Below are 23,511 nucleotides of genomic sequence, written 5' to 3' on the forward strand. Positions count from 1 at the left end.
CGGAAGGCTCGGGTGCGAGGAGAGGGGCAGCATGCGCTTTCTGAGCAAGCTCGGCCTTGCCCGGGTCGCGCCGCCACGTCGCTATGCCGAGGATCTGTCGAGCACGGCTCCGATGGACCGGTTCCTGGCTACGGCGCAGCATTTGCCCGCGAGCGCTCGCGTGGTCGAATTCGGCACTCGGCAGTCGAAGTCCGGGCACTCGACGCACATGCACCACGCGCTTCCGAACATCCCGCGCGCGAACTACCTGATGACCGATGTCCAGGACGGCGAGGATGTCGACGTCACCGCCGATCTGCACGCGCTGCCGCGCGATTGGGCCGGTCGGTTCGATGCCGTCATCGCGCTGGCCGTCTTCGAGCATCTGGAGCGCCCGTGGATCGCGGCGGCCGAGGTCTCGCGTATCCTGGCGCCGGGCGGCGTCGGCTACATTCAGACCCACCAGACGTTCCCACTTCACGGATACCCGTCCGACTTCTTCCGCTTTAGTCGCGAAGCGCTCTCGCTGATCTTCGCGGATGCCAAGCTGCGCGTGGTGGAGGCAGCCTATCTGCACCGCGCCGACATTGTACCGCCGACCGCCATCGTTCCGACGACGGATGTCCTCGCATGGAACGACCTGTTCCCCTCCTACCTGAGCGTCCACGTCTTCGTGGAGAAGGCCCCGGCGACGCCAGGAGACACCTAGGCCGGACCATCGACCGCCAGTGGCCGCAACTGGCTTCACGGCGCACGACGCCAGAGACGACGACCAACCCGAAGGCTTGCCCGCCATGAACGCCATGAACACCCACTACCCCGAGCCGGTGAAGTTCGAGCCGGTCAACCGGCACACGCTGGCCGTCATCGCAGACAACGAGCCGGGCGTTCTGGCGCGCATCTCCGGGATGTTCTCCGGCCGTGGCTACAACATCGAGAGCCTGACGGTGTCGGAGACCGAGGAGGCGCGTCACATCTCGCGCTTCACCATCGTGACCACAGGCACGAATGCGGTGATCGAGCAGATCAAGGCGCAGTTGAACCGCCTCGTCCCGGTTCACCGGGTCGTCGACTTGACGCTCCAGGGCAAGGCGCTTGAGCGCGAACTCTGCCTCGTCAAGGTCGTCGGCAAGGGCGAACACCGCAGTGAGGCCCTGCGCCTTGCCGCCGCCTTCGGTGCCGAGACACTCGACGCGACACTGAACTCCTTCGTGTTCGAACTCACCGGTGCCACCGAGGAGATCGATCGGTTCATTCGCCTGATGACGGTGATCGGCCTCGTCGAGATCTCGCGTACCGGGATCGCCGCGATGGAGCGGGGCGCCGAAGCCCTCTAACGATCGCCGGTCCGGCGCACGTGCGGCGCGACCTCGCGGGCGAAGCGCCGCATCTCGCGCTCGAACGGCTGGAACTGCAGCATGAACAGCTCGACGCCCGCATCGTGGAAGGCGCGGACGCGATCGGCGACCGTGTCGTAGCTGCCCACAAGGCCGGCCGCCGTGCCACCGTTGGTGCCGACGTGACGGGAAGCGGCGGCATCGGTCTTGGCGAACATCACGCTCGCGGTGTCCGTGCGGGCGCGGGTCTCGGCGCGCAACGCGTCGTCGCGACGGCTGAGTTCGAGAAGGCGGGCGTGCTCGTCCTCCGCTTCCGCGTCGGTCTCGCGAGCGATGACGAAGGCCGAGAGGCCGTAGCGCAGCCGGCCGTTTGCAGCCGGGCGACGCGCGACGTCGGCGATGAGCGCGGCAACGTCGTCATGAGGCTGACCGTTGATGAACCAGACGTCGCCGTGATCGGCGACGAGGGCGCGCGCCGGCTCGGACTCGCCGCCGACATAGATCGCGGGGCGCGGCCTGAACGTGCCGGCCGGCTTGAGTTGATAATCCTCGACCCGGAAATGCCGGCCTTCGAAGTCGACGCGCTCGCCGCGCATCAGCCGATCGACCAGACCGATCCATTCGCGGCCATAAGCGTAGCGCTCGTCATGGTCCGGAAAGGGCAGTCCCGCGCGCTCGAATTCCGCGCGGTTCCAGGCGTTGACGAGGTTGATGCCGAAGCGGCCCTCGCTGACATGCTCGATCTGCAGGGCCATCTTGGCCAACACCACCGGGTGGTAGAGCCCCGGCTTGACCGCCGTGATGATCTCGATGCGGCGGGTCAACGCTGCGAGCGCGGCCGACGCCGTCCAGGCCTCCAGTTGGTCGCGGCCCTCGTCATAGGGGTTCACGGTGTGCTGGGCGACGAGCACGGCGTCGAAGCCGAGCGCCTCGGCTTCCAGGACGAGGTCGCGGTTACGCCACCAGGTCGCGTCGTCGGGCTCGCCGGGATCATGATGGGCGGCGCGCGAGCCGTGGACGGCGGCCCAGATGCCGAAACGGAGGGGATGGACCACGGCGTCAGCCCCGTCCTGCCGCCGGCTGCCAAATCCGCACGTCGGTCGCATCGAGCCGGCGCGGGATCAGGCCGGCCTCGTGGAAGGTGTCGGCGATACTCTGCTGCTCGACGAGCGCGGCGCGGTCCACCGGCTTCACGGCGTAGCTGCGCCGCTGGTTGACGGTGGCGACGACCTCCGGCGGGAGGTCGCCCCAGATCGGGGCCAGCAGCGCCACGGCCTCCTTAGGATTTGCCTTCACCCACAGCCCAGCCTCGACCAGCGCGGCGTAAACGATCTCGACGATCTCGGGATGCGCCGCGGCGAAGCTGTCGTTGACCGTGTAGTAGCGGTTGTAGCTCGACAGGCCGCCGGCATCGGCGAGTACGCGTATCGGACGCTTGGCCTGCACGATGGCAAGGAACGGATCCCAGATCGCCCAGGCGTCGAGGCTGCCCTGCCCGAAGGCGGCGACGCCGTCCGGTGCCTCCAGATAGGCCGGCCTGATGTCCGAGAAGCTCAAGCCCGCTCGCTTCAGTGCGGCAGCGAGGATGAAATGGCAGCCCGAGCCCTTCGAGACGCCGACCGTGCGGCCCTTGAGGTCGGCGATCGAGCGGATCGGAGACTCTTCGGGCACGATGATTGCCTCAGCAGCGGGCGAGCCGGCCTCCAACGCGTAGAACGTCAGCGGCGCCTTGGCCGATTGCGTGAAGATCGGCACGGCGTCGGCGACGTCTGCATGCAGGTCGACGGCGCCAGTGTTCATCGGCTCCAGGACCTTGGTGAAGAGGTGCCAACTCACGCCGAACCCCTTGGCGGCGAGGCGTTTCTCCAGTGTGCCGTTGGTCTTGAGCACGGTGAGCAGAGTGGAGGATCGCTGATAGCTCAGGCGCACCGTCGCGTCGGCACGGGCCGGGGTCCTGCCCGCGAGCGCCAGCGAGGCACCGAGCGCGGCGCTGAAATGACGGCGTGTCAAGGACATGGCGCGGATCTCGGACCCTCGTGGAGTGATCAATGGAGCGCGCTGCCGGCGATGGTGATGCGGTGCATCAGCCGACGCTCGCCGTGATAGTCGTTGAGGGCAAGGTGCCAGGTCGCGCGATTGTCCCAGAAGGCAATCGACCCGGGCTGCCAGCGGAAGCGGAAGGCGAATTCCGGCTTGCGGGCGTGCTCGTACAGGTATCCGAGCAGCGCGGCCGATTCCGCCTCTGTCCAGCCCTCGATCCGCAGCGTGAAATTCGGGTTCACGTAAAGAGCCTTACGGCCGGAATCGGGATGTGTGATCACGACGGGATGCACCGCATCCTGTGTCGCCGCTTCCGGGTTGATGATGCGGCCCTTCAGGTCGTTGCTCGCGAGCGATCGGCTCTCGGAGCCGAACACGTGCCGGCTCGAGTGCAGGGACTTCAGCGGTGCCAGCGTCGCCTTGAGGCCGTCTGAGAGCGCGTCGTAGGCGGCGTACATGCTGGCGAACAGCGTATCGCCCCCGAGGCTCGGCACCTCTCGGGCGAGCAGAATGGAGCCCTTGGCCGGGTGCTGGTCGTAGCTGTGGTCGGTATGCCAGTTGCTGCCGATATTTGCCGCTTGATGCGCCTCCTTGCGCACCTCCGCGATCTGCGGATGGCCCTCGACCGGCCTGAAGAAGCGGTTGACATCGATCCGCCCGAAACGCTCGGCGAAGGCGATTTGCTCTTCCGGAGTCAGATGCTGATCGCGGAAGAAAACCACGCCATGCTCGGCCAGCGCCTCAGCGATGGCATCCCGGGTCGCATCGTCGAGCGGCCGCGCGAGGTCGATGCCGCCGATCTCGGCTCCAACGAAGCTACCGAGCCGCGTGATCGACAGAGAAGAGCCAGCCCGTCCCGCAACGGACGAAGGCTCCGTTCGGGGCGAGACGATCTGAAGGCGGCTCATCGTCGGGTCCTTGTCGGTGTCGGGGAACGTCCGCGGAGCGGCTCTGCCAAGTCCGAAACTGCAGCCGCGGCCCCTCGAATGGCGCCAGTGAGCTTATGGGCGCAGCCTCGACCAGCAAAGGGAACGATTTTTCGATTATAGATCCAATTTCAGAAACATCATTCGAGTAAATAAACCAAAACAGTATCAATTTCTAAACCGCTACAAAGAACAAACAAGTGATGCGATTGATCTTGAGCTTGCGAGGAGAATTACCGATGCGTTTCGCTGCAGATCCGTCGTCGTGCGGCGCTGCGGGACGAGTGTCGAACGGGATGATCGAGCGATGTCGCAGACGGATGCAGGGTGGGGTGCAGGCCCGAGCCGGCGCTACGAAGGGCTTGCCGATCGGTTCCGGCCGGTCTTCTCGGAGATCCGCGCCACCGCGGTCGCGCGCGATGCCGAGCGCGTGCTTCCTCGCGCCGAGATCGGCTGGCTCAAGGAAGCGGGCTTCACCGCGCTGCGTATCGATCCGGCAGACGGCGGGCATGGCGCGAGCCTGCCCGAACTGTTCAACCTGCTGATCGAGCTGTCGCAGGCCGATTCCAACGTCACCAATGCGTTGCGCGCGCATTTCGGATTCACGGAGGACGTGCTGTCGTCTCCTTCGCCGGATTGGCGCGCGCGCTGGATCGCCCGGGTCGGCGCGGGCGAGACCGTCGGCAGCGGCGTCTCCGAGACCGGCCCTGCCAAGGTCGGGCAATTCGATACCGTGGTCCGCCGCCGAGCCGGCGAGTGGGTAGTCGACGGCAAAAAGTTCTACACGACCGGCTCGCTTTTCGCAGACTGGATCCACCTCTCGGCGCAGGACGAGGATGGCACGCCGGTCATCGCCGCCGTCCCGACCCGCGCGCCCGGCGTCGAGATCGTCGACGACTGGGACGGGTTCGGGCAGGCGCTCACCGCGAGTGGCACGGCGCGGTTCACGAGCGTCGTGCTGGGTCCTGAACTGATCAAGCCGGAGACGGTACGGTTTCCCTATGCCATGGCCTTCTTCCAGCTAGTGCATCTCGCGACGCTGGCAGGGATCGGCCGTGCCGCCGCCGAGGACGCGGCACGGCTCGTCGCAGCCCGCACTCGCGTCTACAGCCACGGCAACGGTATCCGCACGGCGGACGATCCGCAGATCCAGGCGGTCGTCGGCCGCGTTCGCGGCAACGCCTACGCGTCGGGCGCGATCGTGCTGAAGGCCGCCGAGGCCGTGCAGCGCGCAGCCGATGCGCTTCAGGAGGTCGGGCGGGATGCCGCCGAGTCCGCAGCCGCGATCGCCGACGTCGAAGTCAACCAAGCGGTCACCGTGGTGACGAACCTGGTGCTGGACGCCACCACCATCCTGTTCGACGCCCTCGGCGCCTCGGCGGTGAAGGAGGAGCACGGCCTCGACCGGTACTGGCGCAACGCCCGCACCCTGGCCTCGCACAATCCGCGGATCTATCGCGAGCGCAGCGTCGGCGAATTTGCGGTCAACGGCACGCGCCCGCCGCGAGAGTACCGGGTCGGCACCGGGGCTCCGAGGTGATCGACTGAAACTTCTCTAACGGCGTCCGTGCGGCATCGCTTGAACTGACCGTCGTTTCCCACTAATACGAACCGTAACGTACGGTTCGCATTAGCAACACGATGATCCAGGCGGCGGAGCACGGCAGCGAGACCCCCTCGGCGCGACAGCAGGTCGTGCTCGACGCCGTGCTCGATCTCATCGTTGAGGGCGGCGATCAGCTGACCATGGATGCCGTCGCGCGCCGCGCCAGCTGCTCGAAGGAGACGCTGTACAAGTGGTATCGCGACCGTGACGGACTGTTGCGGGCGACCGTCCAGTGGCAAGCCTCGCGCGTCCGGGCCGGACGCTATGACGGCCAGCCGCTCGACGTCGCGACCTTGCGCGACAGCCTGAAGGGCTTCGCCGCGAACTGGCTGCAGGTCATCGTCGGCCCGACCTCGATCGCACTGAACCGCATCGCCATCGGCCATGCCGCCTCCGGCCGGAGCAATCTCGGCGGAATCGTGCTGGCCAATGGCCGCTTCACGATCGGCGAGCGTCTGAAGCCGTTGCTCGAAGCGGGACGCGCGGCTGGGCTGCTCGGTTTCGACGACAGCGAGACGGCGTTCCGCACCTTCTTCGGCCTCGTCGGCCGAGACATCCAGATCCGCCTCCTTCTCGGTGATGCGCTGGCACTCAGCGCCGCCGAGATCGACCACGACGCCGAAACGGCCGTCGACCAGTTCCTGGCCCTCTACGGCCAGGCTCGAAGCCACCCGAACAGCTAGAAGAGGACCAGAGACATGCGGGTTTATTACGATCGCGACGCCGACCTGAACCTGATCAAGGGCAAGAAGGTCGTCATCGTCGGCTACGGCAGTCAGGGCCATGCCCACGCGCTCAACCTGCGCGATTCCGGCGTGAAGGACATCGTCATCGCGCTCCGCGAAGGCTCCGCCACCGCCAAGAAGGCCGAGCACGAGGGCTTCAAGGTGATGAACGTCGCCGACGCCGCCAAGTGGGGCGACGTGGTCATGATGCTCACCCCCGACGAGCTGCAGGGCGACATTTACAAGGAGTCGCTCGAGGCCAACATGAAGGACGGCGCCGCCCTCTTGTTCGCCCACGGCCTCAACGTCCACTTCAACCTCATCGAGCCCCGCAAGGACCTCGACGTGCTCATGGTCGCCCCTAAGGGCCCCGGCCACACCGTGCGCGGCGAGTACCTCAAGGGCGGCGGCGTGCCGACGCTGATCGCGATCGCCCAGGACGCCTCGGGCAACGCCCATGACCTCGGCCTGTCCTACGCCTCGGCCAATGGCGGCGGCCGCGCCGGCATCATCGAGACGACCTTCAAGGAAGAGTGCGAGACCGATCTGTTCGGCGAGCAGGCCGTGCTGTGCGGCGGCCTCGTCGAGCTGATCAAGGCTGGCTTCGAGACGCTCGTCGAGGCGGGCTACGCCCCCGAGATGGCCTATTTCGAGTGCCTGCACGAGGTGAAGCTGATCGTCGACCTCATCTACGAGGGCGGCATCGCCAACATGAACTACTCGATCTCCAACACCGCCGAATACGGCGAGTACGTCACCGGCCCGCGCATCGTCACCAGCGAGACCAAGGCCGAGATGAAGCGCGTCCTCGACGACATCCAGTCGGGCATCTTCACCCGCAACTGGATGCTGGAGAACAAGGTCGGCCAGACCTCGTTCAAGGCGACCCGCGCCAAGCTCGCCCGTCACCCGATCGAGGAAGTCGGCGCCAAGCTCCGCGGCATGATGCCGTGGATCTCGGAGAAGGCTCTGGTGGACAAGAGCCGCAACTAACATTGCAAGGGAAGGCCGGGCGCAGCTCGGCCTTCCTACTACTCTCGAACGCGATCTCTAACGGCAGCCGTCACAGACACCGTTCTCGATCCGCTGGTCGCGCTGCTCGATCTTCTGAAGCTCGCGCCGTTCTTGCGGAGTTGCCGGCCCTTCCTCGACGCCCGGCGGCTTCGTCACGCCGAGGGCGTTCGTGTTCGGCGCGGTGATCGTCGAAGCAGGCCCACCACCGCTGCCGGTCCGATCGGGACCAGCCTCCGCGAAGGCTTCGGCCGGAACGAGAAGCGCAAAGGCAACCAACAACGAAGACGGATGGCAAAGCACGGACATCGTGTGAGTCCTCAAGGCTGCTCGACCGCCCTCGATCGACGATCCGGCGGCATTTTCGCGCTACCTACGAAACCGAAGCAAGGCCCTTCCGAACATCCACGTCCTCTGCCACGGTGCATTCCAAAAATCGGCACCGGGAGGATCGACGTTTGAGCACACTCTACAGCCTGGAGCACCGCGCGCTTCAGGACGAGTTCGGTACGCGCAAGCTCGCCGACTTTCTCGACAAGCACCATGTCCAACACGCCATCGGCGAACAGGAGCGCGGCTTCATCGAGAGCCGCGACATGTTCTTCCTCTCGACCGTCGATCCCGACGGAAACCCGACCGTCTCCTATAAGGGCGGCCCGACTGGCTTCGTGCGTGTGACAGGCCCGAACGCGTTCGCCTTCCCCGGCTACGACGGCAACGGGATGTTTCTGTCGATGGGCAACATCGCCGGCCAGGGGAAGGTCGGCATACTGTTTATCGATTTCGAGACGCCGCATCGCCTGCGCGTTCAGGGGACGGCCCGCGTCCTGCGTGACGACCCTCTGCTCGCCGAATTCGAGGAGGCGCAGTACATCGTGCGCGTCGACGTCGCCCAAGTCTGGGTGAACTGCCCGCGTTACATCCACCCCCACAAGAAGCTCGATCAGAGCCGCTACGTGCCGAAGGCCGAATGCGAGACCCCGCTCGCCCAGTGGAAGCGGCTCGACATGGTGCAGGAGGTCATCGCCGACGAGGACCGTGCGCGCGCCGAGAGAGAGGGCGTGCTTGACCTCGATCGATACGTTGAGAAGCTCGCACGCGGCGAGGCGTGAGCCTCACACTTCGAGCTGACGCGCGAGATCGGCGAGATCGGCGGCCGCGAAGGTGGCGGGTACGGACGGGGCCGTCTCGCCGCCGCCCGGCCCATATTCGCGCGGCCGGGCGATATGCGCGGTCGCAAGGCCATGGCTCGCGGCCGCCGCGAGATCGTTTGAATGGGCGGCGACCATCAGCGTCTCCTGCGGCGTGAAGCCGAGGGCCCTGACCGCATCGAGATAGAGCGCCGGCTTCGGCTTGTAATCGCGCGAGAACTCGGCGCCGAGGATGGCATCGAAGCGCAGGCGGTTGCGCCGTGCGAGGTCGATCATCAGGCGCACATGGCCGTTGGAGAGCGGGGCGAGCAGATGGTGCTTGCGCAGGCTGCGGACCGCCTCGCGGACTTCCGGCCACGCGTCGAGCTTATGCCAGCCCTGGACCAGCTTCGCCTTCGTCTCGTCCGAGACATCCTCGATGCCGAACTTGGTCAGAACGCCGTCGAGGCTCTCTCGCTGCAGCGTATCGAGATCGACCCAGGGCGTTTCGCCGGAACGGACTCTCTCCATCGACGGCTGATACTGATCGCGCCAGGCATCGGAGAAGGCGCCCCAATCGACGCCGGGCTTCCGCTTTTGCAGGCGCCGTTCGGCCTCGCGCGCGACGCCCGAGCGCCAGTCGACCAGCGTGCCGAAGACATTGAAGATGAGTGCGCGGATCGCCATCACACGGCCTTCAGCGCGGGCCCCCGTCGTACGAAGCCGACGATGTCCTTCACCGCATCGAGCGTCGGCGCGGCGATAGCCTCGGCCCGCTCCGAACCGTCGGCGAGGACAGCGTCGATATGGCTCGGATCTGCCATGAGCCGCTGCATCTCGGCGCCGATCGGCGCGAGCGTCGCCACCGCCAGGTCGACGAGCGCAGGCTTGAAGGTCGAGAACTGAGCGCCACCGAAATCGCGGAGCACCTCCTCGCGGCTGATCCCGCGAAGAGCTGCAAAAATGCCGACGAGGTTGTCCGCCTCCGGCCTGCTCTTCAGGCCTTCGACCTCGGAGGGCAGGGCATCGGGATCGGTCTTTGCGCGGCGCACCTTCTGCGCGATGGTGTCGACATCGTCCTTGAGGTTGATGCGCGAATTGTCCGAGGCATCCGACTTCGACATTTTCTTGGTGCCGTCGCGCAAGCTCATCACCCGCGCGGCCGGCCCGCCGATCAGCGGCTCGGTGATCGGAAAGAACCCCTCGCCGTGCCCGTGCGCGAGGATCGAGCCTGCGAAGTCGTTGTTGAACTTCTGGGCGATGTCGCGGGTCAGTTCGAGATGCTGCTTCTGGTCCTCGCCGACCGGTACGTGGGTCGCACGATAGGCCAGGATGTCGGCCGCCATCAGCACGGGATAATCGTAGAGCCCGATGGAGGCGTTCTCGCGATCCTTGCCGGCCTTGTCCTTGAACTGCGTCATACGGTTCAGCCAGCCGAGGCGGGCCACGCAGTTGAAGATCCAGGTCAGCTCCGCGTGCTGCGGGACCTGGCTCTGGTTGAAGACGATGGAGCGCTTCGGATCGATGCCGGCGGCGAGGAACGCGGCGGTGACCTCGCGGATCTGGCCCTTGAGCGCCTCGGGGTCCTGCCAAAGCGTGATTGCGTGCAGATCGACGACGCAATAGAGGCACTGCGCGTCCCGCTCCTGCATCTCGACGAAGCGCTTCACCGCGCCGAGATAGTTGCCGAGATGCAGGTTTCCCGTCGGCTGGACGCCGGAAAACACCAGTTCCGCGAACGCCGTCATCGGCGCGATCCTTCAAGCCATGGCCGGAGCGGCCCACCGCCCGAACGAAGGGCCGGGTTCTGGCACCGGGCCCGTCGCATGGTCAAGGATGCTGCCGGTCGAAGATGCTACTTGGGCAGCGCGTAGATGTTGATGTCGAGCTTCACGTCTGCGGCATCGCTCAGATCCGTGACGTATTCTTCGATGAATCGGTCCTGCACGGCGATGTCCTTGGCGTCGAAATAGGCGATCAAGGTGTCGTAGGTGCCGCTAATCTCGTCGTAGGTGCCGGCGTGACGGAAGCGCAGGGCCTTGCCGCTCGGGGTCGATCCGAAATGCAGGCCTTCGCCGGTTGTGGGTCCGGATGACGGTGCGGCTTCGATCGGGATCATCGCCTCGTACTGGAAGCCATTGTCCTCCGTCTTGGTGAAGACCGAGATCGGCCGTCCGGTGGGGCGGATGCCGGCCTTGGCCAGCTCGTCCTCGATGCGCGCGAAGGTGGCTCGCAGGCTGGCCACGGCCTCCTCCCAGGTCGCCTTGCCCGAGATGATCGCGGCGGGTTTGGCCGGCAACGTGACCTCCTCGACGTCGTTGGGCTCGGCCGGCGAGGGCACCAGCGTCTGGCGCGCGGGCGCAGCGGAGGATTGGCCCGGAGGGCCGCCAGGAGCGGAGGGCGGCGTCAGCGCCTTGTCGGGAAGCGGCATCGCCGTGCCCGGCGGCTTCGAGGAGGTGTCGGGCGCGGTCGTGGTCGAAAGCGGGTTGGTCTCGGCGGGCGAAGGCGTCTTCGAAGGCGGCGTCTCCTCGCCGGAGACGGGCGCGACGGCGACACCGAGCACGAGCATCGCGGCGAGGCCTGCGATCGCGGAACGAGGGCGGATCAAGGGGACGCTCCGGTGTCAGGCCCAGGCGAATCGTGAAGGGCGCAGCAATCTCGCCAAGCTAACGGTGAAGCGTGTCCTTCGCGAGAGGGTTGCACCGAGACCGATACGCGCGGCGCATGCCGGCTCGGCTCTCGCGTCGCGCGGCCCGGTTTGCCATATACGCGGTCATTCCCCGATCCCGACCCTGGCTCCCTCGCCCACACGTCTCCGGCCGCAGCAATCGCTCGACAGCTCCGTATGAACGCACTCGCCAACCACCGCTTTCTGAAGATGCACGGCGCCGGCAACGCCATCGTCGTTCTCGACCTGCGCGGCAGCCGGATCACCGTGAGCGGGCCGGAAGCCCGCGCCATCGCGGCGGATCCGCGCTCGCGGTTCGACCAGCTCATGGTGATTCATGACGCCGTCACGCCGGGGACCGATGCGCGTCTGCGCATCTACAACACGGACGGATCGCGCGCCGGTGCCTGCGGCAACGGTACGCGCTGCGTCGCCTTCGCCATGCTCGACGATCCCGCCATGGCACGGCCGGCCGATGGCGGATCGCTGACGCTCGAGACCGACGCAGGGCTCGTCGCAGTCCGGCGCGTGGCGGACCGTAGTTTCACCGTCGACATGGGCAAGCCACGGCTGAAGTGGGACGAGATCCCGCTGCGCGACCCATTTCCCGATACCCGGCGCATCGAGCTGCAGATCGGACCGATCGACGACCCCATCCTGCATTCGCCGGCCGCCGTCAGCATGGGCAATCCCCACGCGATCTTCTTCGTCGACCGTGACCCCGACGAATACGATCTCGCACGAATCGGTCCGATGCTCGAAGGCCACCCGATCTTCCCGGAGCGTGCCAACATCTCGCTGGCGCAGGTGCTCGGCCGAGACCTGATCAAGCTGCGCGTCTGGGAGCGTGGCGCCGGGTTGACGCTGGCCTGCGGCACGGCCGCCTGCGCGACGGTGGTGGCGGCCTCGCGGCTGCGCATGATCGGGCGGCAAGCCATGGTCGCGCTGCCTGGCGGTCAGCTCTCCATCGAATGGCGTGCCGACGATCACGTGCTGATGACCGGCCCGGTCTTCCTGGAAGGGGAGGGCACCTTCGCGCCCGAGATTTTCGCCGGGATCGACGGGTGAGCGTCGAGACGCTCACGTTCGGCTGCCGCCTCAACACGGTCGAGTCGGAAGTGATGCGCGGGCATGCGCTCGGGCACGCCGACGGGCGGGACCTCGTCCTGGTCAATACCTGCGCGGTGACGAGCGAGGCCGGACGACAGGCCCGCAAGGCGATCCGCAAGCTCGCCCGGGAGCGTCCCGGCGCCGAGATCGTCGTCACAGGTTGCGGGGCCGAGATCGAACGGACCGCCTACGCAGCGATGCCCGAAGTCGCGCGCCTCGTCGGCAACGCCGACAAGCTGCGCGCGGAAGCATGGAGCGGCAATAGGCAGGCCGGCGCCCGCGCCATTATGGACGAGCGCGAAGCGGTGCCGACGCGCATCTCCGCCGTTGCCGGGCATACGCGCGCCTTCGTGCCGGTCCAGAACGGCTGTGATCACCGCTGCACCTTCTGCGTGATCCCGTTCGGCCGGGGAAACTCGCGCTCCGTTCCCGTCGAGGACGCCGTGGCGCAGGTTCGCCGCATCGTCGCGCATGGCGGCCGCGAGGTCGTGCTCACCGGCGTCGACGTCACCGCCTATGGCCGCGACCTCGATCCCGATCTCGGCCTCGGGCGGCTGGTCAAGGCGCTGCTGGCGGCCGTGCCGGAGCTGGCTCGGCTGCGGCTCTCCTCCATCGACTCGGTGGAGGCGGATGACGATCTCCTCGACGCTTTCGCGAACGAGGAGCGGCTGATGCCGCATCTTCATCTGTCGCTGCAGGCCGGCGACGACATGATCCTCAAGCGGATGAAGCGCCGGCATACACGTGCGGATGCGATCCGTTTCTGCGAACAAATCCGGCGATTGCGGCCGGGCACGGTGTTCGGCGCTGACCTGATCGCGGGGTTTCCCACCGAGACGGAGGCGCAGTTCGCCCGCTCGCTCGATCTCGTCGAGGAATGCGGCCTGACGCATCTGCACGTGTTTCCGTACTCGCCCCGGCCCGGCACGCCGGCAGAGCGGATGCCGCAGGTTGCCGGCGACGTCGTGAAGAGCCGCGCGGCGCGTCTGCGGGAGGCTGGTGCAACGGCCCTGATCCGCCACCTCGATGGCGAAGTCGGCCGAAGCCGCCAGATTCTGGTCGAGCGCGGCGGAGTCGGACGGACGGTGGCATTTACGCCGGTGCGACTGGGTCCAGACGTCGCGGACCGCGCCGAGCCCGGTGATCTCGTCACCGTCGCGATCACGGATCATGACGGACAGAAGCTGTCGGCCTCCGCGATCGGCTGAGGCCGAACTGGCCCGATCCACCGCCCCCTGTCATCCCGGGGCCGCGCAGCGGAACCCGGGATCCAGCCGACACCCTGTGGCCAGTCGTGGATTCCGGGTTCTGCTTCGCAGCCTCGGAATGACGACTGTGGACGCGCGAGTTGCGAAGACTTCGTCTCTCCGGTAATGACTCGCCCGATTCTCCTGTCGGATTCATGAGTTGCGGGTCACCCCGCCTCCTGTCCGCCCGGAAATCGGCCCTCGACCATCGCTTCGAGCATGCGTCGGCCCTTTCTTGATCGAAGGGTGAGCCTGGACCGTCAGCGGTCTCCGGGCGGCGAGGAAGAGGGTCTTCCGCAACACGAGCCGCCGACGCCGGCCTCCGAGAGGGGCCATTCAGGAGAGAGAATGTCTGCAGGTCTGAACGCGCGCGATACCGCGCCGAGCCGTGACGATTTCGCCGCGCTGCTCGAAGAGAGCTTCCTCGAGCACGAGATCACCGAGGGCTCGGTCGTCAAGGGCACCGTCGTCGGCATCGAGAAGGATGTCGCCGTCATCGATATCGGCGCCAAGACGGAGGGCCGCGTCGCCCTCAAGGAATTCCAGGGCCCCGGCCGCGAAGGCGAGCTGAAGGTCGGCGATGTCGTCGAGGTCTATGTCGACCGCATCGAGAACGCGCTGGGCGAAGCCGTCATCTCGCGCGACAAGGCGCGCCGCGAGGAGAGCTGGGTCAAGCTCGAGAAGTCGTTCGAAGCCAACGAGCGCGTCACCGGCACGATCTTCAACCAGGTCAAGGGCGGCTACACCGTCGACCTCGACGGCGCCGTGGCCTTCCTGCCGCGCTCGCAGGTCGACATCCGCCCTGTGCGCGACGTGACCCCGCTGCTCGGCACGCCGCAGCCCTTCCAGATCCTCAAGATGGATCGCCGCCGCGGCAATATCGTCGTCTCGCGCCGGACCGTGCTCGAAGAGAGCCGCGCCGAGCAGCGTAGCGAGCTGGTGGCCAACCTCGAAGAGGGTCAGGTCATCGACGGCGTCGTCAAGAACATCACCGAGTACGGCGCCTTCGTCGATCTCGGCGGCATCGACGGCCTGCTGCACGTCACCGACATGGCGTGGCGCCGCGTGAACCACCCGTCCGAGGTCGTACAGATCGGCGCGACGGTGAAGGTCAAGATCATCAAGATCAACCACGAGACCCACCGCATCTCGCTCGGCATCAAGCAGCTGCTCGCCGATCCGTGGGAGGGCATCGCCCAGCGCTACCCGGTCGACGCCAAGCTCAAGGGCCGCGTGACCAACATCACCGACTACGGCGCCTTCGTGGAGCTGGAGCCGGGGATAGAGGGCCTGATCCACGTCTCCGAGATGAGCTGGACCAAGAAGAACGTCCACCCCGGCAAGATCGTCTCCACCTCGCAGGAAGTGGAAGTGCAGATCCTCGAGGTCGATCCGGTCAAGCGCCGCATCTCGCTCGGTCTCAAGCAGACCCTGCAGAACCCGTGGGAGGCTTTCTCCGAGAAGCACCCGGTCGGTTCCGAGGTCGAGGGCGAGGTCAAGAACAAGACCGAGTTCGGCTTGTTCATCGGCCTCGAGGGCGACGTCGACGGCATGGTCCACCTCTCGGACCTCGATTGGCAGCGTCCCGGCGAGCAGGTCATCGAGGAGTTCAAGAAGGGCGACATCGTCAAGGCGCAGGTTCTCGACGTCGACGTCGAGAAGGAGCGCATCTCGCTCGGCATCAAGCAGGTCGGCGGTGATCCGCTGGCCGAAGCCGGCGACCTCAAGAAGGGTCAGATCGTCACCTGCGAGGTTCTCGAGGTGAAGGATTCCGGCCTCGAGGTGAAGATCGCCGACTCCGAGCTGACCACCTTCATCCGCCGCGCCGAGCTCGCTCGCGACCGTGGCGACCAGCGCCCCGAGCGTTTCGCCGCCGGCGAGAAGTTCGATGCACGGGTGATCCAGTTCGACCGCAAGGCCCGCCGCGTCCAGGTCTCCATCAAGGCGCTCGAAGTCGCCGAGGAGAAGGAGGCGATGGCCCAGTTCGGCTCCGCCGATTCCGGTGCCTCGCTCGGCGACATCCTCGGCGCCGCCTTCAACAAGAAGAAGGGCGACGACGAGTAAAATCGTCTCGCTCTGAAAAGGCCCCGGGAGCGCTTCGCCGCTTCCGGGGCTTTTTTCGTTTCAGGGACCTGCTCGGCCGGCATGCCTTCCCTAGCGGCCCGCGCCCCATTCTCACGAAGACGTGCCGCCCCCCGGCAGCCCCTTGCTCACGCGGCGTCGCCAGGTCTAGAACACGGCGCAGTCGCGCGCCGACGGCCGTGAGCCCATGCCGATCAAGGACTTGCCCCTTGCGGCCGGTGTGAGCGTCCGGCACAAAAGACCGAGTGCAAAGCGCGGCTTCCCATGGAATCCTCGCGGTCGACGAGTCGATAATTCACCGGCTTCGGATGCTTGGCGGTCCGCCCCATTCGGCGGCGCGAGGACACGGAGCGAGAACCGGCCCGACGAGGCCGGCGGGCGAGGGAGTGAGCCGCCGCATGGCCGCAGATGCCGAAGTTCTCATTGACCGCCGGCGCCTGCGCCGCAAGCTGAGCCTCTGGCGCGTGCTCGGCATCGGCGGTTTGATCGTCGCCGTCGGTGCCATCGGCTACCGCGCACGGGCCGGCTCGGAGCTGTTCGGCCTCAGTGCCGCGCCGAGCCAGATCGCCCGCATCTCCATCGGCGGCTTCATCGCCGGCAGCGAATCCACGTCCAACCTGATCAAGCGCGTCGGCGAAGCGAGCGCGGTGAAGGGTGTCGTCGTCTCGATCTCGTCTCCCGGCGGCACCACCACCGGCTCGGAAGAGCTGTACCGGAACCTGCGCACGCTCGCAGAGAAGAAGCCGATCGTGGCCTTCGTGGACGGCACCGCGGCGTCGGGCGCCTACATCACCGCCATCGCCGCCGACCATATCGTCGCCCGCGAGACCTCGCTCGTCGGGTCGATCGGCGTACTGTTCCAGTATCCCGAGGTCTCGGGTTTGCTCGACAAGGTCGGCGTCAAGATGGAGTCGATCAAGTCGTCGCCGTTGAAGGCCGAGCCGTCCGGTTTCACGCCGACGTCGCCCGAGGCGAAGGCCGCGCTCGCGGCAGTGGTGTCCGACACCTACGGGTGGTTCAAGGAACTGGTCGCCGAGCGGCGGCATATGAGCGCCGACGAACTCGCCAAAGTTGCGGACGGACGAGTCTTCTCCGGGCGCCAGAGCGTGCCACTCAAGCTCGTGGACGAGCTCGGCGCCGAGCGGCAGGCGGTCGCCTGGCTCGAGAAGGAGAAGGGGGTCGCCAAGGATCTCCCCGTGAAGGACTGGAAGCCAACCTCGGCAAGCGGCTTCAAGCTGTGGTCCGCCCTCGGCTCCAGCGCCGCCCTGGTCGGCCTCGACGACCTCGCCGGACGGCTTCGTGCGATCGGCTCGGAGGCGGAGAGCTATGTCGGCGGAGGCCTGCTCGTCCTCTGGCGCCCGGCGCCCTGACCGCGACCTCCCGCTCCCATTCGGACTTCGGAAGACCGACGCATGATCAAATCGGAACTCGTGCTCAAGATCGCCGAGCAGAACCCGCATCTCTATCAGCGCGACGTCGAGACGCTCGTGAACGCGATCCTCGACACCATCGCCGACGCATTGGCCCGTGGTGACAGGGTCGAGCTGCGCGGCTTCGGCGCCTTCTCCGTAAAGCGCCGCGAAGCCCGGCGCGGACGCAACCCGCGCACCGGCGAGCCCGTTGCCGTGTCCGAGAAGGCGATCCCCGTGTTCAAGACGGGCAAGGAGATGCGCCTCCGCCTCAACCAGGCGGGGATCGGCGAGGAGACCGGAGCGGCAGCGGCCGGCTGATCCCGCCCCCGCCGAGACACTCCGCCGGAGACCCGAGATGATCCGCTTCCTGAAAGCCCTGGTTCTGCTGCCCGTCGCCATCGTCGTGGTGCTGCTCGCCGTCGCCAACCGCGAGAGCGTCACGCTGTCCTTCGACCCGTTCTCGCTGGAGCCGGCGTTCAGTCTCGTGCTGCCGCTCTACGCGATCGTCTTTGGTGCGGTGGCGCTCGGCATCATCGTCGGCGGGATCGGCTCCTGGCTCAGCCAAGGCAAGACCCGCGCGAGCGCCCGCCATCATCGCAGGGAGCGCGAGAAGCTGGAGCGCGAGACCGCGCAGCTCCGGACCTTCCCGCCGGAGACGGCCGGTCCCGCCTACGGCGGCGCCACCGCTCTGCCGGCCCCGCGCTGATCCGACTACAATGCCCTCGGTATCGGTCAAGATCTGCGGGCTGAGCACCGAGCCGACCCTCGACGGTGCCCTGGACGCCGGGGCCGATCTCGTCGGCTTCGTGCATTTCCCAAAGAGCCCGCGCCACGTCTCGCTCGATCGCGCAGGTGTCCTCTCGCGCCGAGCGAGCGGCCGGGCGCAGCGTGTCGTCCTGCTCGTCGATCCCGACGATACCCTCGTCACGGCGGCGGTCGAAGCGATCGCACCGGACCTGATCCAACTCCACGGCTACGAGAGCCCCGAGCGGGTCGCGGCGATCCGCAGGCTGGCTGGCCGGCCGGTGATGAAGGCCGTGGGCGTCGCAACCCGGGCGGATCTGGCTGCGGTGGCGGCCTATGTCGCGGTCGCCGACAGGATCCTGCTCGACGCCAAGCCGCCGAAGGATGCCGTGCTGCCGGGAGGAAACGGGCTCGTCTTCGACTGGGACCTGATCGCGCATGCCACGCTGCCGGCCGATTGGATGCTTTCAGGCGGCCTCACGCCGGCCAATGTCAGGGATGCCATCAGCCGGACCGGGGCACGTGCCGTCGACGTCTCCTCGGGTGTCGAAAGCACACCGGGTATCAAAGATCCGGCCGCCATCGCGGCCTTTATCGAGGCCGTCCGCGGGCGATGAATTCCGCGTGAGCGGACCATCTGGGCTCCCTTCCGATCCCATGAGCCGTGCTATGGGATTCTGAATACAATAAAGGGAGGTCGCCATGACGGATCGTCGGGATTTTCTCAAATTGGCAGGTGGGCTTGCGATGGCGACAGGAGCTGGGGCCGCGCAGGCGACCGAGACCGAGCCGGCGGCGCCCGCGCATTTCGCGATGCCGCGCAACCTGACACTACTGAACCTGCGCCGCGAGGGCGGCTACGGCCTCGGCGTGAAGACGCAAGAGGGCGTGCTCGACGTCACCGCGGCCGGGCGCGCCCTCGGGCTCCCCTATCCCGCGGACATGGACGACCTGCTGCAGAACGGGAAGGGCGAGGTGCTGTCGGCACTGGTCAAGGCGTCGGTGGAAAAAGCGCCCAAGGCGCATCTCCTCGACGACGCGAGTATCGCCTACGCGCCGCTCGTCACGCGGCCCGAGAAGATCATCATGATGGGCTTCAACTACAAGCACCATGCCGAGGAGACCGGCACGCCGATCCCGAAGAATCCGCCGCTCTTCAACAAGTACAACAACGCGCTGAACCATCACGGGGGCACGATCAAGCTGCCGACGGCCGCCGCGAAGGAGTTCGACTACGAGACCGAGCTCGTCATCCTGTTCGGCCGCGAATGCCGCGACGTCTCGGAGGCCGATGCCCTCGATTACGTGGCGGGCTATGCCACCGGCAACGACTTCTCGGCGCGCGACCTGCAGACGCTGACCTCGCAATTCATGATCGGCAAGACCTCGGACGGCTTCGCGCCGCTCGGCCCCTACCTCGTCACCGCAGACCTGGTGAAGGACCCGAACAACCTGAGGCTCGAGACCCGCGTCAACGGCGTCCAGCGGCAGGACTGGAACACCAACGACATGATCTTCAACTGCCGGCAGCTGATCAGCTTCGCCTCGAAGATCATGACCCTCAAGCCCGGCGACATCTTCTACACCGGCACCCCGCAGGGCGTGATCTTCGGCGAGAAGAAGCCGCGCAACGAGCGCCAATGGCTCAAGGCCGGCGACGAGATCGCCTGCAGCCTGGAAGGCTTGGGCGAGCTGAAGTTCAAGCTCGTTTGAACTCACAACACCAGCGTCATTCCGGGCCGCCGCAGGCAGACCCGGAATGACGAACCTGGGTCATCGCGACCTCAAAAGGCGGGTTGCAACGGCCACCCGCTTCGCCGCATGGTCCGCGCGACTTCGCCCGGCTCGCGAGAGGCCCGGGCCATCATGCGTTTCGAGATCGACAGAGACATCCCGTGACCGTCGCCCCTGAACCCAACAGCTTCCGCACCGGCCCGGACGAGCGGGGCCGCTTCGGCATCTTCGGTGGACGCTTCGTCGCCGAGACGCTGATGCCGCTGATCCTCGACCTGGAAAAGGCCTACGAGGCGGCGAAGGCCGATCCGTTCTTCAAGGCGGACATGGAGAGTTTCGGCACGCATTATATCGGCCGGCCGAGCCCGCTCTACTACGCCGAGCGCCTGACCGAGCACCTGCGCGCCGCAGCGCCGGCAGGGCAGGGGGCGAAGGTCTATTTCAAGCGCGAGGAGCTGAACCACACCGGCTCGCACAAGGTGAACAACGTGCTCGGGCAGATCCTGCTCGCACGCCGCATGGGCAAGCCTCGGGTCATCGCCGAAACCGGCGCCGGCCAACACGGCGTGGCGACGGCGACGCTCTGCGCGCGCTTCGGCCTGAAATGCGTGGTCTACATGGGCGCCGTCGACGTGGAGCGGCAGGCACCGAACGTCTTCCGCATGAAGATGCTCGGCGCCGAGGTGATCCCGGTCCAGTCCGGCACGCGGACGCTCAAGGACGCGATGAACGAGGCCCTGCGTGACTGGGTCACCAACGTCGCCGATACCTTCTACTGCATCGGCACCGTGGCCGGGCCGCACCCGTATCCCGCCATGGTCCGCGACTTCCAATCGGTGATCGGCCACGAGACCAAGCAGCAGATGCTCGCGCTGGAAGGGCGGCTGCCGAATTCGCTGATCGCCTGCATCGGTGGCGGCTCGAACGCCATGGGGCTGTTCCATCCGTTCCTCGACGACCGCGAGGTCGAGATTTTCGGGGTCGAGGCTGCGGGCTATGGCATCCCCAGCGGCCAGCATGCAGCCTCGCTCTCGGGCGGCAAGCCGGGGGTGCTTCACGGCAACCGCACCTACCTATTGATGAACGAGGACGGCCAGATCGCCGACGCGCACTCGATCTCCGCGGGTCTGGACTATCCCGGCATCGGCCCGGAACATGCCTTCCTGCACGAGGCCGGCCGCGTCACCTACCTCTCGGCGACCGATGCCGAGACGCTGGATGCGTTCAAGCTGTGTTCGTCGCTCGAAGGCATCATCCCGGCCCTGGAGCCGGCCCATGCCCTGGCGCGGGTCATCGAACTCGCCCCGCAACGGCCGGCGGATCACCTAATGGTGCTCAACCTCTCGGGTCGCGGGGACAAGGACATTCCGCAGGTGTCGGAGATCTTCGCGAGGACTGCGGGCGCATAGAGCTTACATCCTTTCGATAACGTGTCGAGCAAGCGGCTGGCACCGGCCGCGCTTGTCGTGCTGGGTGATGGCACCACGACGGTCCTGGGGAGGCGGAAACGAGCATCGAAGCAATAGACAGGCGAAGCACAAAAAAGCGGCGATATCTGCTTAAACTTCGAGCAAATATCTATTCTCATAGGTTAATGGCGACCACTTAGCGGAAATCCTTTCTTCACCGCCACAAGTCAACTTCGAGCAACTTCCGAAAGCTCAGGTTTACCCATGCCCGGCGGCCTTTTCTCGTCTTTGCGCAGCCGCATCGTTGCGGTCGCGCTGATACCGTGTCTCGCCTTCGCGACGGTCGCATTGCTGGCAGTGCTGGACCGGATGGCGCAAGGCCGCGAGATGAGCCGGCTCGAAAGTCTCGTGACCCTGTCTGGCACGATCAGCGCCTTCGTCCACGAAGCGCAGAAGGAGCGCGGCGCCTCCAGCCTCTTCCTCGGCTCCAAAGGTACCCAGTTCGCGCCGGAACTCGCCGCCCAGCGCAAGCTCCTCGACACCACGCGTGAACCGATGAGCCGCGGCCTCGACGCCGCCGACGCACAGCGCATCGGTGACGGCTTCGCGAGCAAGGTCGCGGCTTTGCGCGCATCGCTCAGCAAGATCGAACCGCACCGGAAGGCGGTCGATGGGCTCGGCCTGACCGCGCCGCAGAACAACGCGCTCTATACCGGGGTCATCACCGACGCACTGAACGTCGTGCGCGAGGTCTCGCGGGTCGCCTCCGAGCCGGCGATCGGCGCGCGGGTCTCCGCCTATTTCGCCTTCCTGTCGCTGAAGGAATTCGCAGGCCAGGAGCGCGCCGCTGCCTCCGCTATCTTCGCGGCCGGCTCGCTCGATCTCGCTGGACTGAAGCGGTTGAACGGGCTCGCCTCCAACCAAGCGACGTTCGAAAGTCTGTTCCGCATCGGAAGCCCCCCGGAGCACGGCGCCGCGCTCGATGCCGCCAACGCCGCCGAGGCGGCGGCAGAGGTTTTCCGCCTCCGGGCCGTCTTGCTCGATGCCACCCCCGGCCAGCCGCTTGCCTTCACCGATGCGAAGGGCTGGTTCAAACTGGCGACCCAACGCGTCGATGGTCTCAAGGTGATCGAGGATCGGTTGACCGGAGAACTCGCGAACGCCGTCGGATCGGTGCGAAGCAGGGCCGAGAATGCGGTCTGGATGTGGAGCGTGGCGGGTTTCGCGACCCTTGCGCTCTCCGCCCTCCTCGCGTTCGGGCTCGGTTCGGCAATTGCCCGGCCGCTCGCCCGTATGGCCGAGGTGCTGACGGCGATCGGCCGCGGCCAGACCGATGTCGAGATCGCAACGCACGGGGCGACCGAGGTGCGTGCCATCGCCGCCGCCGCATCGGAGTTTCGCGACAGCGTGATCGAGCGTCAGCGCAGCCGCGAGGCGCAGCAGCGCATGACCGCCGAACAGGCCGCTCGTCAGCGCGCGGCGATGATGGGCGTCGCCGATAGTTTCGAGGCGAGCGTCGGCGGTATCGTCGAAGCGGTCTCGGCCGCTTCGCACCAGCTCGAGGCCGCGGCCCGCGCCATGAGCACGAATGCCGGGGAGACCTCCCATCGCAGCACTGCCGTGGCCGAGGCCTCGGAGCAGGCCGCCCAGCACTCCGATACCGTGGCGGCCGCCACCGAGGAGCTTTCCGCCTCGATCCGCGAGATCGCGACGCAAGTCAGCGCTTCCGCGGACGCCGCCGGCATCGCCGAGCAGGACGCCGCGCGGATGTCGGCGGAGGTCGACCGCCTCGCCACCGCCGCCGGCAGCATCGGCCGTATCGTCGGATTGATCTCGGAGATTGCAGGTCAAACCAACCTCCTCGCCCTCAATGCCACCATCGAAGCGGCGCGGGCCGGCGAGGCCGGCCGCGGATTCTCGGTCGTGGCCGCCGAGGTGAAGAACCTTGCCAGCCAGACCGCCAAGGCCACCGAGGAGATCGCAGCCCGCGTCGGTGAGATCACGTCGTCGACCGAAGCGTCCGTGAGCGGCATTACCGGCATCACCATGAGGATCCAGAGCTTGTCGCGGATCTCCGCCGACATCGCCTCGGCCGTCGAAGAGCAGGGCGCAGCCACCGGCGAGATCGCACGCACGACGGCGGACACCTCGCGCGGCGCCCGCCTCGTGTCCGAGAATATCGCGGGACTGGCGCAGGCCGCAGATTCGACCAGCACAGGCTCCGAGCAGGTGCTCAGCGCCGCGAGCGACCTCGCTCGGCAGGCCCAGGCGCTCCGTTCCGAGATCGGAGGCTTCCTGGCAACGGTGCGGGCCGCTTAAGGCCCCATCATCTCAATGCGCTCCTCCCCCTT

General features: G+C 66.8%; 23 protein-coding genes. 16 read left to right on the forward strand and 7 right to left on the reverse strand.

The features are described from left to right. The first annotated feature begins 31 nt into the window (after positions 1–31). Both GGR33_RS09015 and ilvN read left to right on the forward strand, forming a co-directional pair. Positions 32–688 carry a methyltransferase domain-containing protein gene (locus GGR33_RS09015; RefSeq protein ID WP_183504159.1) on the forward strand — a complete coding sequence of 219 codons (657 nt, stop codon included), beginning with the start codon at positions 32–34 and terminating at the stop codon, positions 686–688. Positions 689–773: 85 nt separating this feature from the next. Continuing rightward, complete coding sequence (gene ilvN / locus GGR33_RS09020; RefSeq protein WP_183504167.1) at positions 774–1,316, forward strand: acetolactate synthase small subunit; 543 nt, start codon at positions 774–776, stop codon at positions 1,314–1,316. Here ilvN and GGR33_RS09025 read toward each other — a convergent pair. From GGR33_RS09025 to GGR33_RS09035, 3 genes are read right to left on the reverse strand one after another with little or no spacing between them, the layout of a single operon-like run. Continuing rightward, a complete protein-coding gene (locus tag GGR33_RS09025) occupies positions 1,313–2,371 on the reverse strand; it encodes an LLM class flavin-dependent oxidoreductase (RefSeq protein ID WP_284210717.1) in 1,059 nt (352 codons plus the stop codon). The two genes, ilvN and GGR33_RS09025, sit on opposite strands and share 4 nt — an antisense overlap. Before the next feature lie 4 nt (positions 2,372–2,375). Continuing rightward, positions 2,376–3,332: an aliphatic sulfonate ABC transporter substrate-binding protein gene (locus GGR33_RS09030; RefSeq protein ID WP_183504171.1), complete on the reverse strand. Its 957-nt coding sequence runs from the start codon at positions 3,330–3,332 to the stop codon at positions 2,376–2,378. Between the two features lie 29 nt (positions 3,333–3,361). After that, positions 3,362–4,264, reverse strand: coding sequence for a TauD/TfdA dioxygenase family protein (locus GGR33_RS09035; protein ID WP_183504173.1), 903 nt, complete (start codon positions 4,262–4,264; stop codon positions 3,362–3,364). Between the two features lie 325 nt (positions 4,265–4,589). On the opposite strand from GGR33_RS09035, the gene GGR33_RS09040 reads away from it, so the two are divergent. The 3 genes from GGR33_RS09040 to ilvC all read left to right on the forward strand — a co-directional run bounded on the left by GGR33_RS09040 (position 4,590) and on the right by ilvC (position 7,606). Further along, positions 4,590–5,822 (forward strand): acyl-CoA dehydrogenase family protein, encoded by a 1,233-nt coding sequence (locus GGR33_RS09040; protein WP_183504176.1) that lies wholly within the window; start codon positions 4,590–4,592, stop codon positions 5,820–5,822. 89 nt (positions 5,823–5,911) lie between these two features. After that, positions 5,912–6,571: a TetR/AcrR family transcriptional regulator gene (locus GGR33_RS09045; RefSeq protein WP_425488769.1), complete on the forward strand. Its 660-nt coding sequence runs from the start codon at positions 5,912–5,914 to the stop codon at positions 6,569–6,571. A 15-nt stretch (positions 6,572–6,586) separates the two neighbouring features. After that, positions 6,587–7,606: a ketol-acid reductoisomerase gene (gene ilvC, locus GGR33_RS09050; RefSeq protein WP_183504180.1), complete on the forward strand. Its 1,020-nt coding sequence runs from the start codon at positions 6,587–6,589 to the stop codon at positions 7,604–7,606. A 57-nt stretch (positions 7,607–7,663) separates the two neighbouring features. Here the strand turns inward: ilvC and GGR33_RS09055 are convergent, their stop codons facing one another. Further along, the gene (locus tag GGR33_RS09055) at positions 7,664–7,933 is read right to left on the reverse strand and encodes a hypothetical protein (RefSeq protein WP_183504182.1); all 270 of its coding nucleotides are present in this window, start codon (positions 7,931–7,933) and stop codon (positions 7,664–7,666) included. Positions 7,934–8,082: 149 nt separating this feature from the next. On the opposite strand from GGR33_RS09055, the gene GGR33_RS09060 reads away from it, so the two are divergent. After that, positions 8,083–8,736: a pyridoxamine 5'-phosphate oxidase family protein gene (locus GGR33_RS09060; protein WP_183504184.1), complete on the forward strand. Its 654-nt coding sequence runs from the start codon at positions 8,083–8,085 to the stop codon at positions 8,734–8,736. A gap of 3 nt (positions 8,737–8,739) precedes the next feature. Here the strand turns inward: GGR33_RS09060 and GGR33_RS09065 are convergent, their stop codons facing one another. The 3 genes from GGR33_RS09065 to GGR33_RS09075 all read right to left on the reverse strand — a co-directional run bounded on the left by GGR33_RS09065 (position 8,740) and on the right by GGR33_RS09075 (position 11,362). Beyond that, positions 8,740–9,441 carry a haloacid dehalogenase type II gene (locus GGR33_RS09065; protein ID WP_183504186.1) on the reverse strand — a complete coding sequence of 234 codons (702 nt, stop codon included), beginning with the start codon at positions 9,439–9,441 and terminating at the stop codon, positions 8,740–8,742. Then, complete coding sequence (gene trpS / locus GGR33_RS09070) at positions 9,441–10,502, reverse strand: tryptophan--tRNA ligase (RefSeq protein WP_183504188.1); 1,062 nt, start codon at positions 10,500–10,502, stop codon at positions 9,441–9,443. The genes GGR33_RS09065 and trpS overlap by 1 nt, the downstream gene beginning before the upstream one ends. A gap of 107 nt (positions 10,503–10,609) precedes the next feature. Further along, positions 10,610–11,362, reverse strand: coding sequence for a GyrI-like domain-containing protein (locus tag GGR33_RS09075; RefSeq protein ID WP_246412927.1), 753 nt, complete (start codon positions 11,360–11,362; stop codon positions 10,610–10,612). A gap of 237 nt (positions 11,363–11,599) precedes the next feature. Here GGR33_RS09075 and dapF point away from each other — a divergent pair, with 237 nt between their 5' ends. The 10 genes from dapF (at position 11,600) to GGR33_RS09125 (ending at position 23,479) form a co-directional block, all read left to right on the forward strand. Further along, positions 11,600–12,490 carry a diaminopimelate epimerase gene (gene dapF / locus GGR33_RS09080; RefSeq protein WP_183504190.1) on the forward strand — a complete coding sequence of 297 codons (891 nt, stop codon included), beginning with the start codon at positions 11,600–11,602 and terminating at the stop codon, positions 12,488–12,490. Next, on the forward strand, positions 12,487–13,740 hold the full coding sequence (gene mtaB, locus GGR33_RS09085; protein ID WP_183504192.1) for a tRNA (N(6)-L-threonylcarbamoyladenosine(37)-C(2))-methylthiotransferase MtaB: 1,254 nt from the start codon (positions 12,487–12,489) through the stop codon (positions 13,738–13,740). The genes dapF and mtaB overlap by 4 nt, the downstream gene beginning before the upstream one ends. Before the next feature lie 387 nt (positions 13,741–14,127). Further along, the gene (gene rpsA, locus GGR33_RS09090) at positions 14,128–15,843 is read left to right on the forward strand and encodes a 30S ribosomal protein S1 (protein WP_183504194.1); all 1,716 of its coding nucleotides are present in this window, start codon (positions 14,128–14,130) and stop codon (positions 15,841–15,843) included. Between the two features lie 416 nt (positions 15,844–16,259). Then, complete coding sequence (sppA, locus tag GGR33_RS09095; protein WP_183504196.1) at positions 16,260–17,231, forward strand: signal peptide peptidase SppA; 972 nt, start codon at positions 16,260–16,262, stop codon at positions 17,229–17,231. Between the two features lie 42 nt (positions 17,232–17,273). After that, positions 17,274–17,591, forward strand: coding sequence for an integration host factor subunit beta (locus tag GGR33_RS09100; RefSeq protein ID WP_183504198.1), 318 nt, complete (start codon positions 17,274–17,276; stop codon positions 17,589–17,591). A 37-nt stretch (positions 17,592–17,628) separates the two neighbouring features. Continuing rightward, positions 17,629–17,979, forward strand: coding sequence for a lipopolysaccharide assembly protein LapA domain-containing protein (locus tag GGR33_RS09105; protein ID WP_183504200.1), 351 nt, complete (start codon positions 17,629–17,631; stop codon positions 17,977–17,979). 10 nt (positions 17,980–17,989) lie between these two features. Continuing rightward, on the forward strand, positions 17,990–18,634 hold the full coding sequence (locus GGR33_RS09110; RefSeq protein WP_183504202.1) for a phosphoribosylanthranilate isomerase: 645 nt from the start codon (positions 17,990–17,992) through the stop codon (positions 18,632–18,634). A gap of 85 nt (positions 18,635–18,719) precedes the next feature. After that, a complete protein-coding gene (locus GGR33_RS09115; protein WP_183504204.1) occupies positions 18,720–19,730 on the forward strand; it encodes a fumarylacetoacetate hydrolase family protein in 1,011 nt (336 codons plus the stop codon). Between the two features lie 182 nt (positions 19,731–19,912). Next, positions 19,913–21,160 carry a tryptophan synthase subunit beta gene (gene trpB, locus GGR33_RS09120; protein ID WP_183504206.1) on the forward strand — a complete coding sequence of 416 codons (1,248 nt, stop codon included), beginning with the start codon at positions 19,913–19,915 and terminating at the stop codon, positions 21,158–21,160. A 264-nt stretch (positions 21,161–21,424) separates the two neighbouring features. Then, complete coding sequence (locus GGR33_RS09125; RefSeq protein ID WP_183504209.1) at positions 21,425–23,479, forward strand: methyl-accepting chemotaxis protein; 2,055 nt, start codon at positions 21,425–21,427, stop codon at positions 23,477–23,479. Positions 23,480–23,511 lie beyond the last annotated feature (32 nt).

It is taken from the genome of Methylobacterium brachythecii, assembly GCF_014196345.1.
In the GTDB taxonomy this organism is placed as follows: domain Bacteria; phylum Pseudomonadota; class Alphaproteobacteria; order Rhizobiales; family Beijerinckiaceae; genus Methylobacterium; species Methylobacterium brachythecii.

Coding starts and splice junctions, on each gene's coding strand:
- dapF (WP_183504190.1), top strand. CDS start 11,600: ATGAACGCACTCGCCAACCACCGCTTTCTGAAGATGCACGGCGCCGGC.
- GGR33_RS09015 (WP_183504159.1), top strand. CDS start 32: ATGCGCTTTCTGAGCAAGCTCGGCCTTGCCCGGGTCGCGCCGCCACGT.
- GGR33_RS09115 (WP_183504204.1), top strand. CDS start 18,720: ATGACGGATCGTCGGGATTTTCTCAAATTGGCAGGTGGGCTTGCGATG.
- GGR33_RS09125 (WP_183504209.1), top strand. CDS start 21,425: ATGCCCGGCGGCCTTTTCTCGTCTTTGCGCAGCCGCATCGTTGCGGTC.
- ilvC (WP_183504180.1), top strand. CDS start 6,587: ATGCGGGTTTATTACGATCGCGACGCCGACCTGAACCTGATCAAGGGC.
- GGR33_RS09035 (WP_183504173.1), bottom strand. CDS start 4,264: ATGAGCCGCCTTCAGATCGTCTCGCCCCGAACGGAGCCTTCGTCCGTT.
- trpS (WP_183504188.1), bottom strand. CDS start 10,502: ATGACGGCGTTCGCGGAACTGGTGTTTTCCGGCGTCCAGCCGACGGGA.
- GGR33_RS09040 (WP_183504176.1), top strand. CDS start 4,590: ATGTCGCAGACGGATGCAGGGTGGGGTGCAGGCCCGAGCCGGCGCTAC.
- GGR33_RS09065 (WP_183504186.1), bottom strand. CDS start 9,441: ATGGCGATCCGCGCACTCATCTTCAATGTCTTCGGCACGCTGGTCGAC.
- GGR33_RS09105 (WP_183504200.1), top strand. CDS start 17,629: ATGATCCGCTTCCTGAAAGCCCTGGTTCTGCTGCCCGTCGCCATCGTC.
- sppA (WP_183504196.1), top strand. CDS start 16,260: ATGGCCGCAGATGCCGAAGTTCTCATTGACCGCCGGCGCCTGCGCCGC.
- rpsA (WP_183504194.1), top strand. CDS start 14,128: ATGTCTGCAGGTCTGAACGCGCGCGATACCGCGCCGAGCCGTGACGAT.
- GGR33_RS09100 (WP_183504198.1), top strand. CDS start 17,274: ATGATCAAATCGGAACTCGTGCTCAAGATCGCCGAGCAGAACCCGCAT.
- GGR33_RS09110 (WP_183504202.1), top strand. CDS start 17,990: ATGCCCTCGGTATCGGTCAAGATCTGCGGGCTGAGCACCGAGCCGACC.
- GGR33_RS09030 (WP_183504171.1), bottom strand. CDS start 3,332: ATGTCCTTGACACGCCGTCATTTCAGCGCCGCGCTCGGTGCCTCGCTG.
- GGR33_RS09055 (WP_183504182.1), bottom strand. CDS start 7,933: ATGTCCGTGCTTTGCCATCCGTCTTCGTTGTTGGTTGCCTTTGCGCTT.
- ilvN (WP_183504167.1), top strand. CDS start 774: ATGAACGCCATGAACACCCACTACCCCGAGCCGGTGAAGTTCGAGCCG.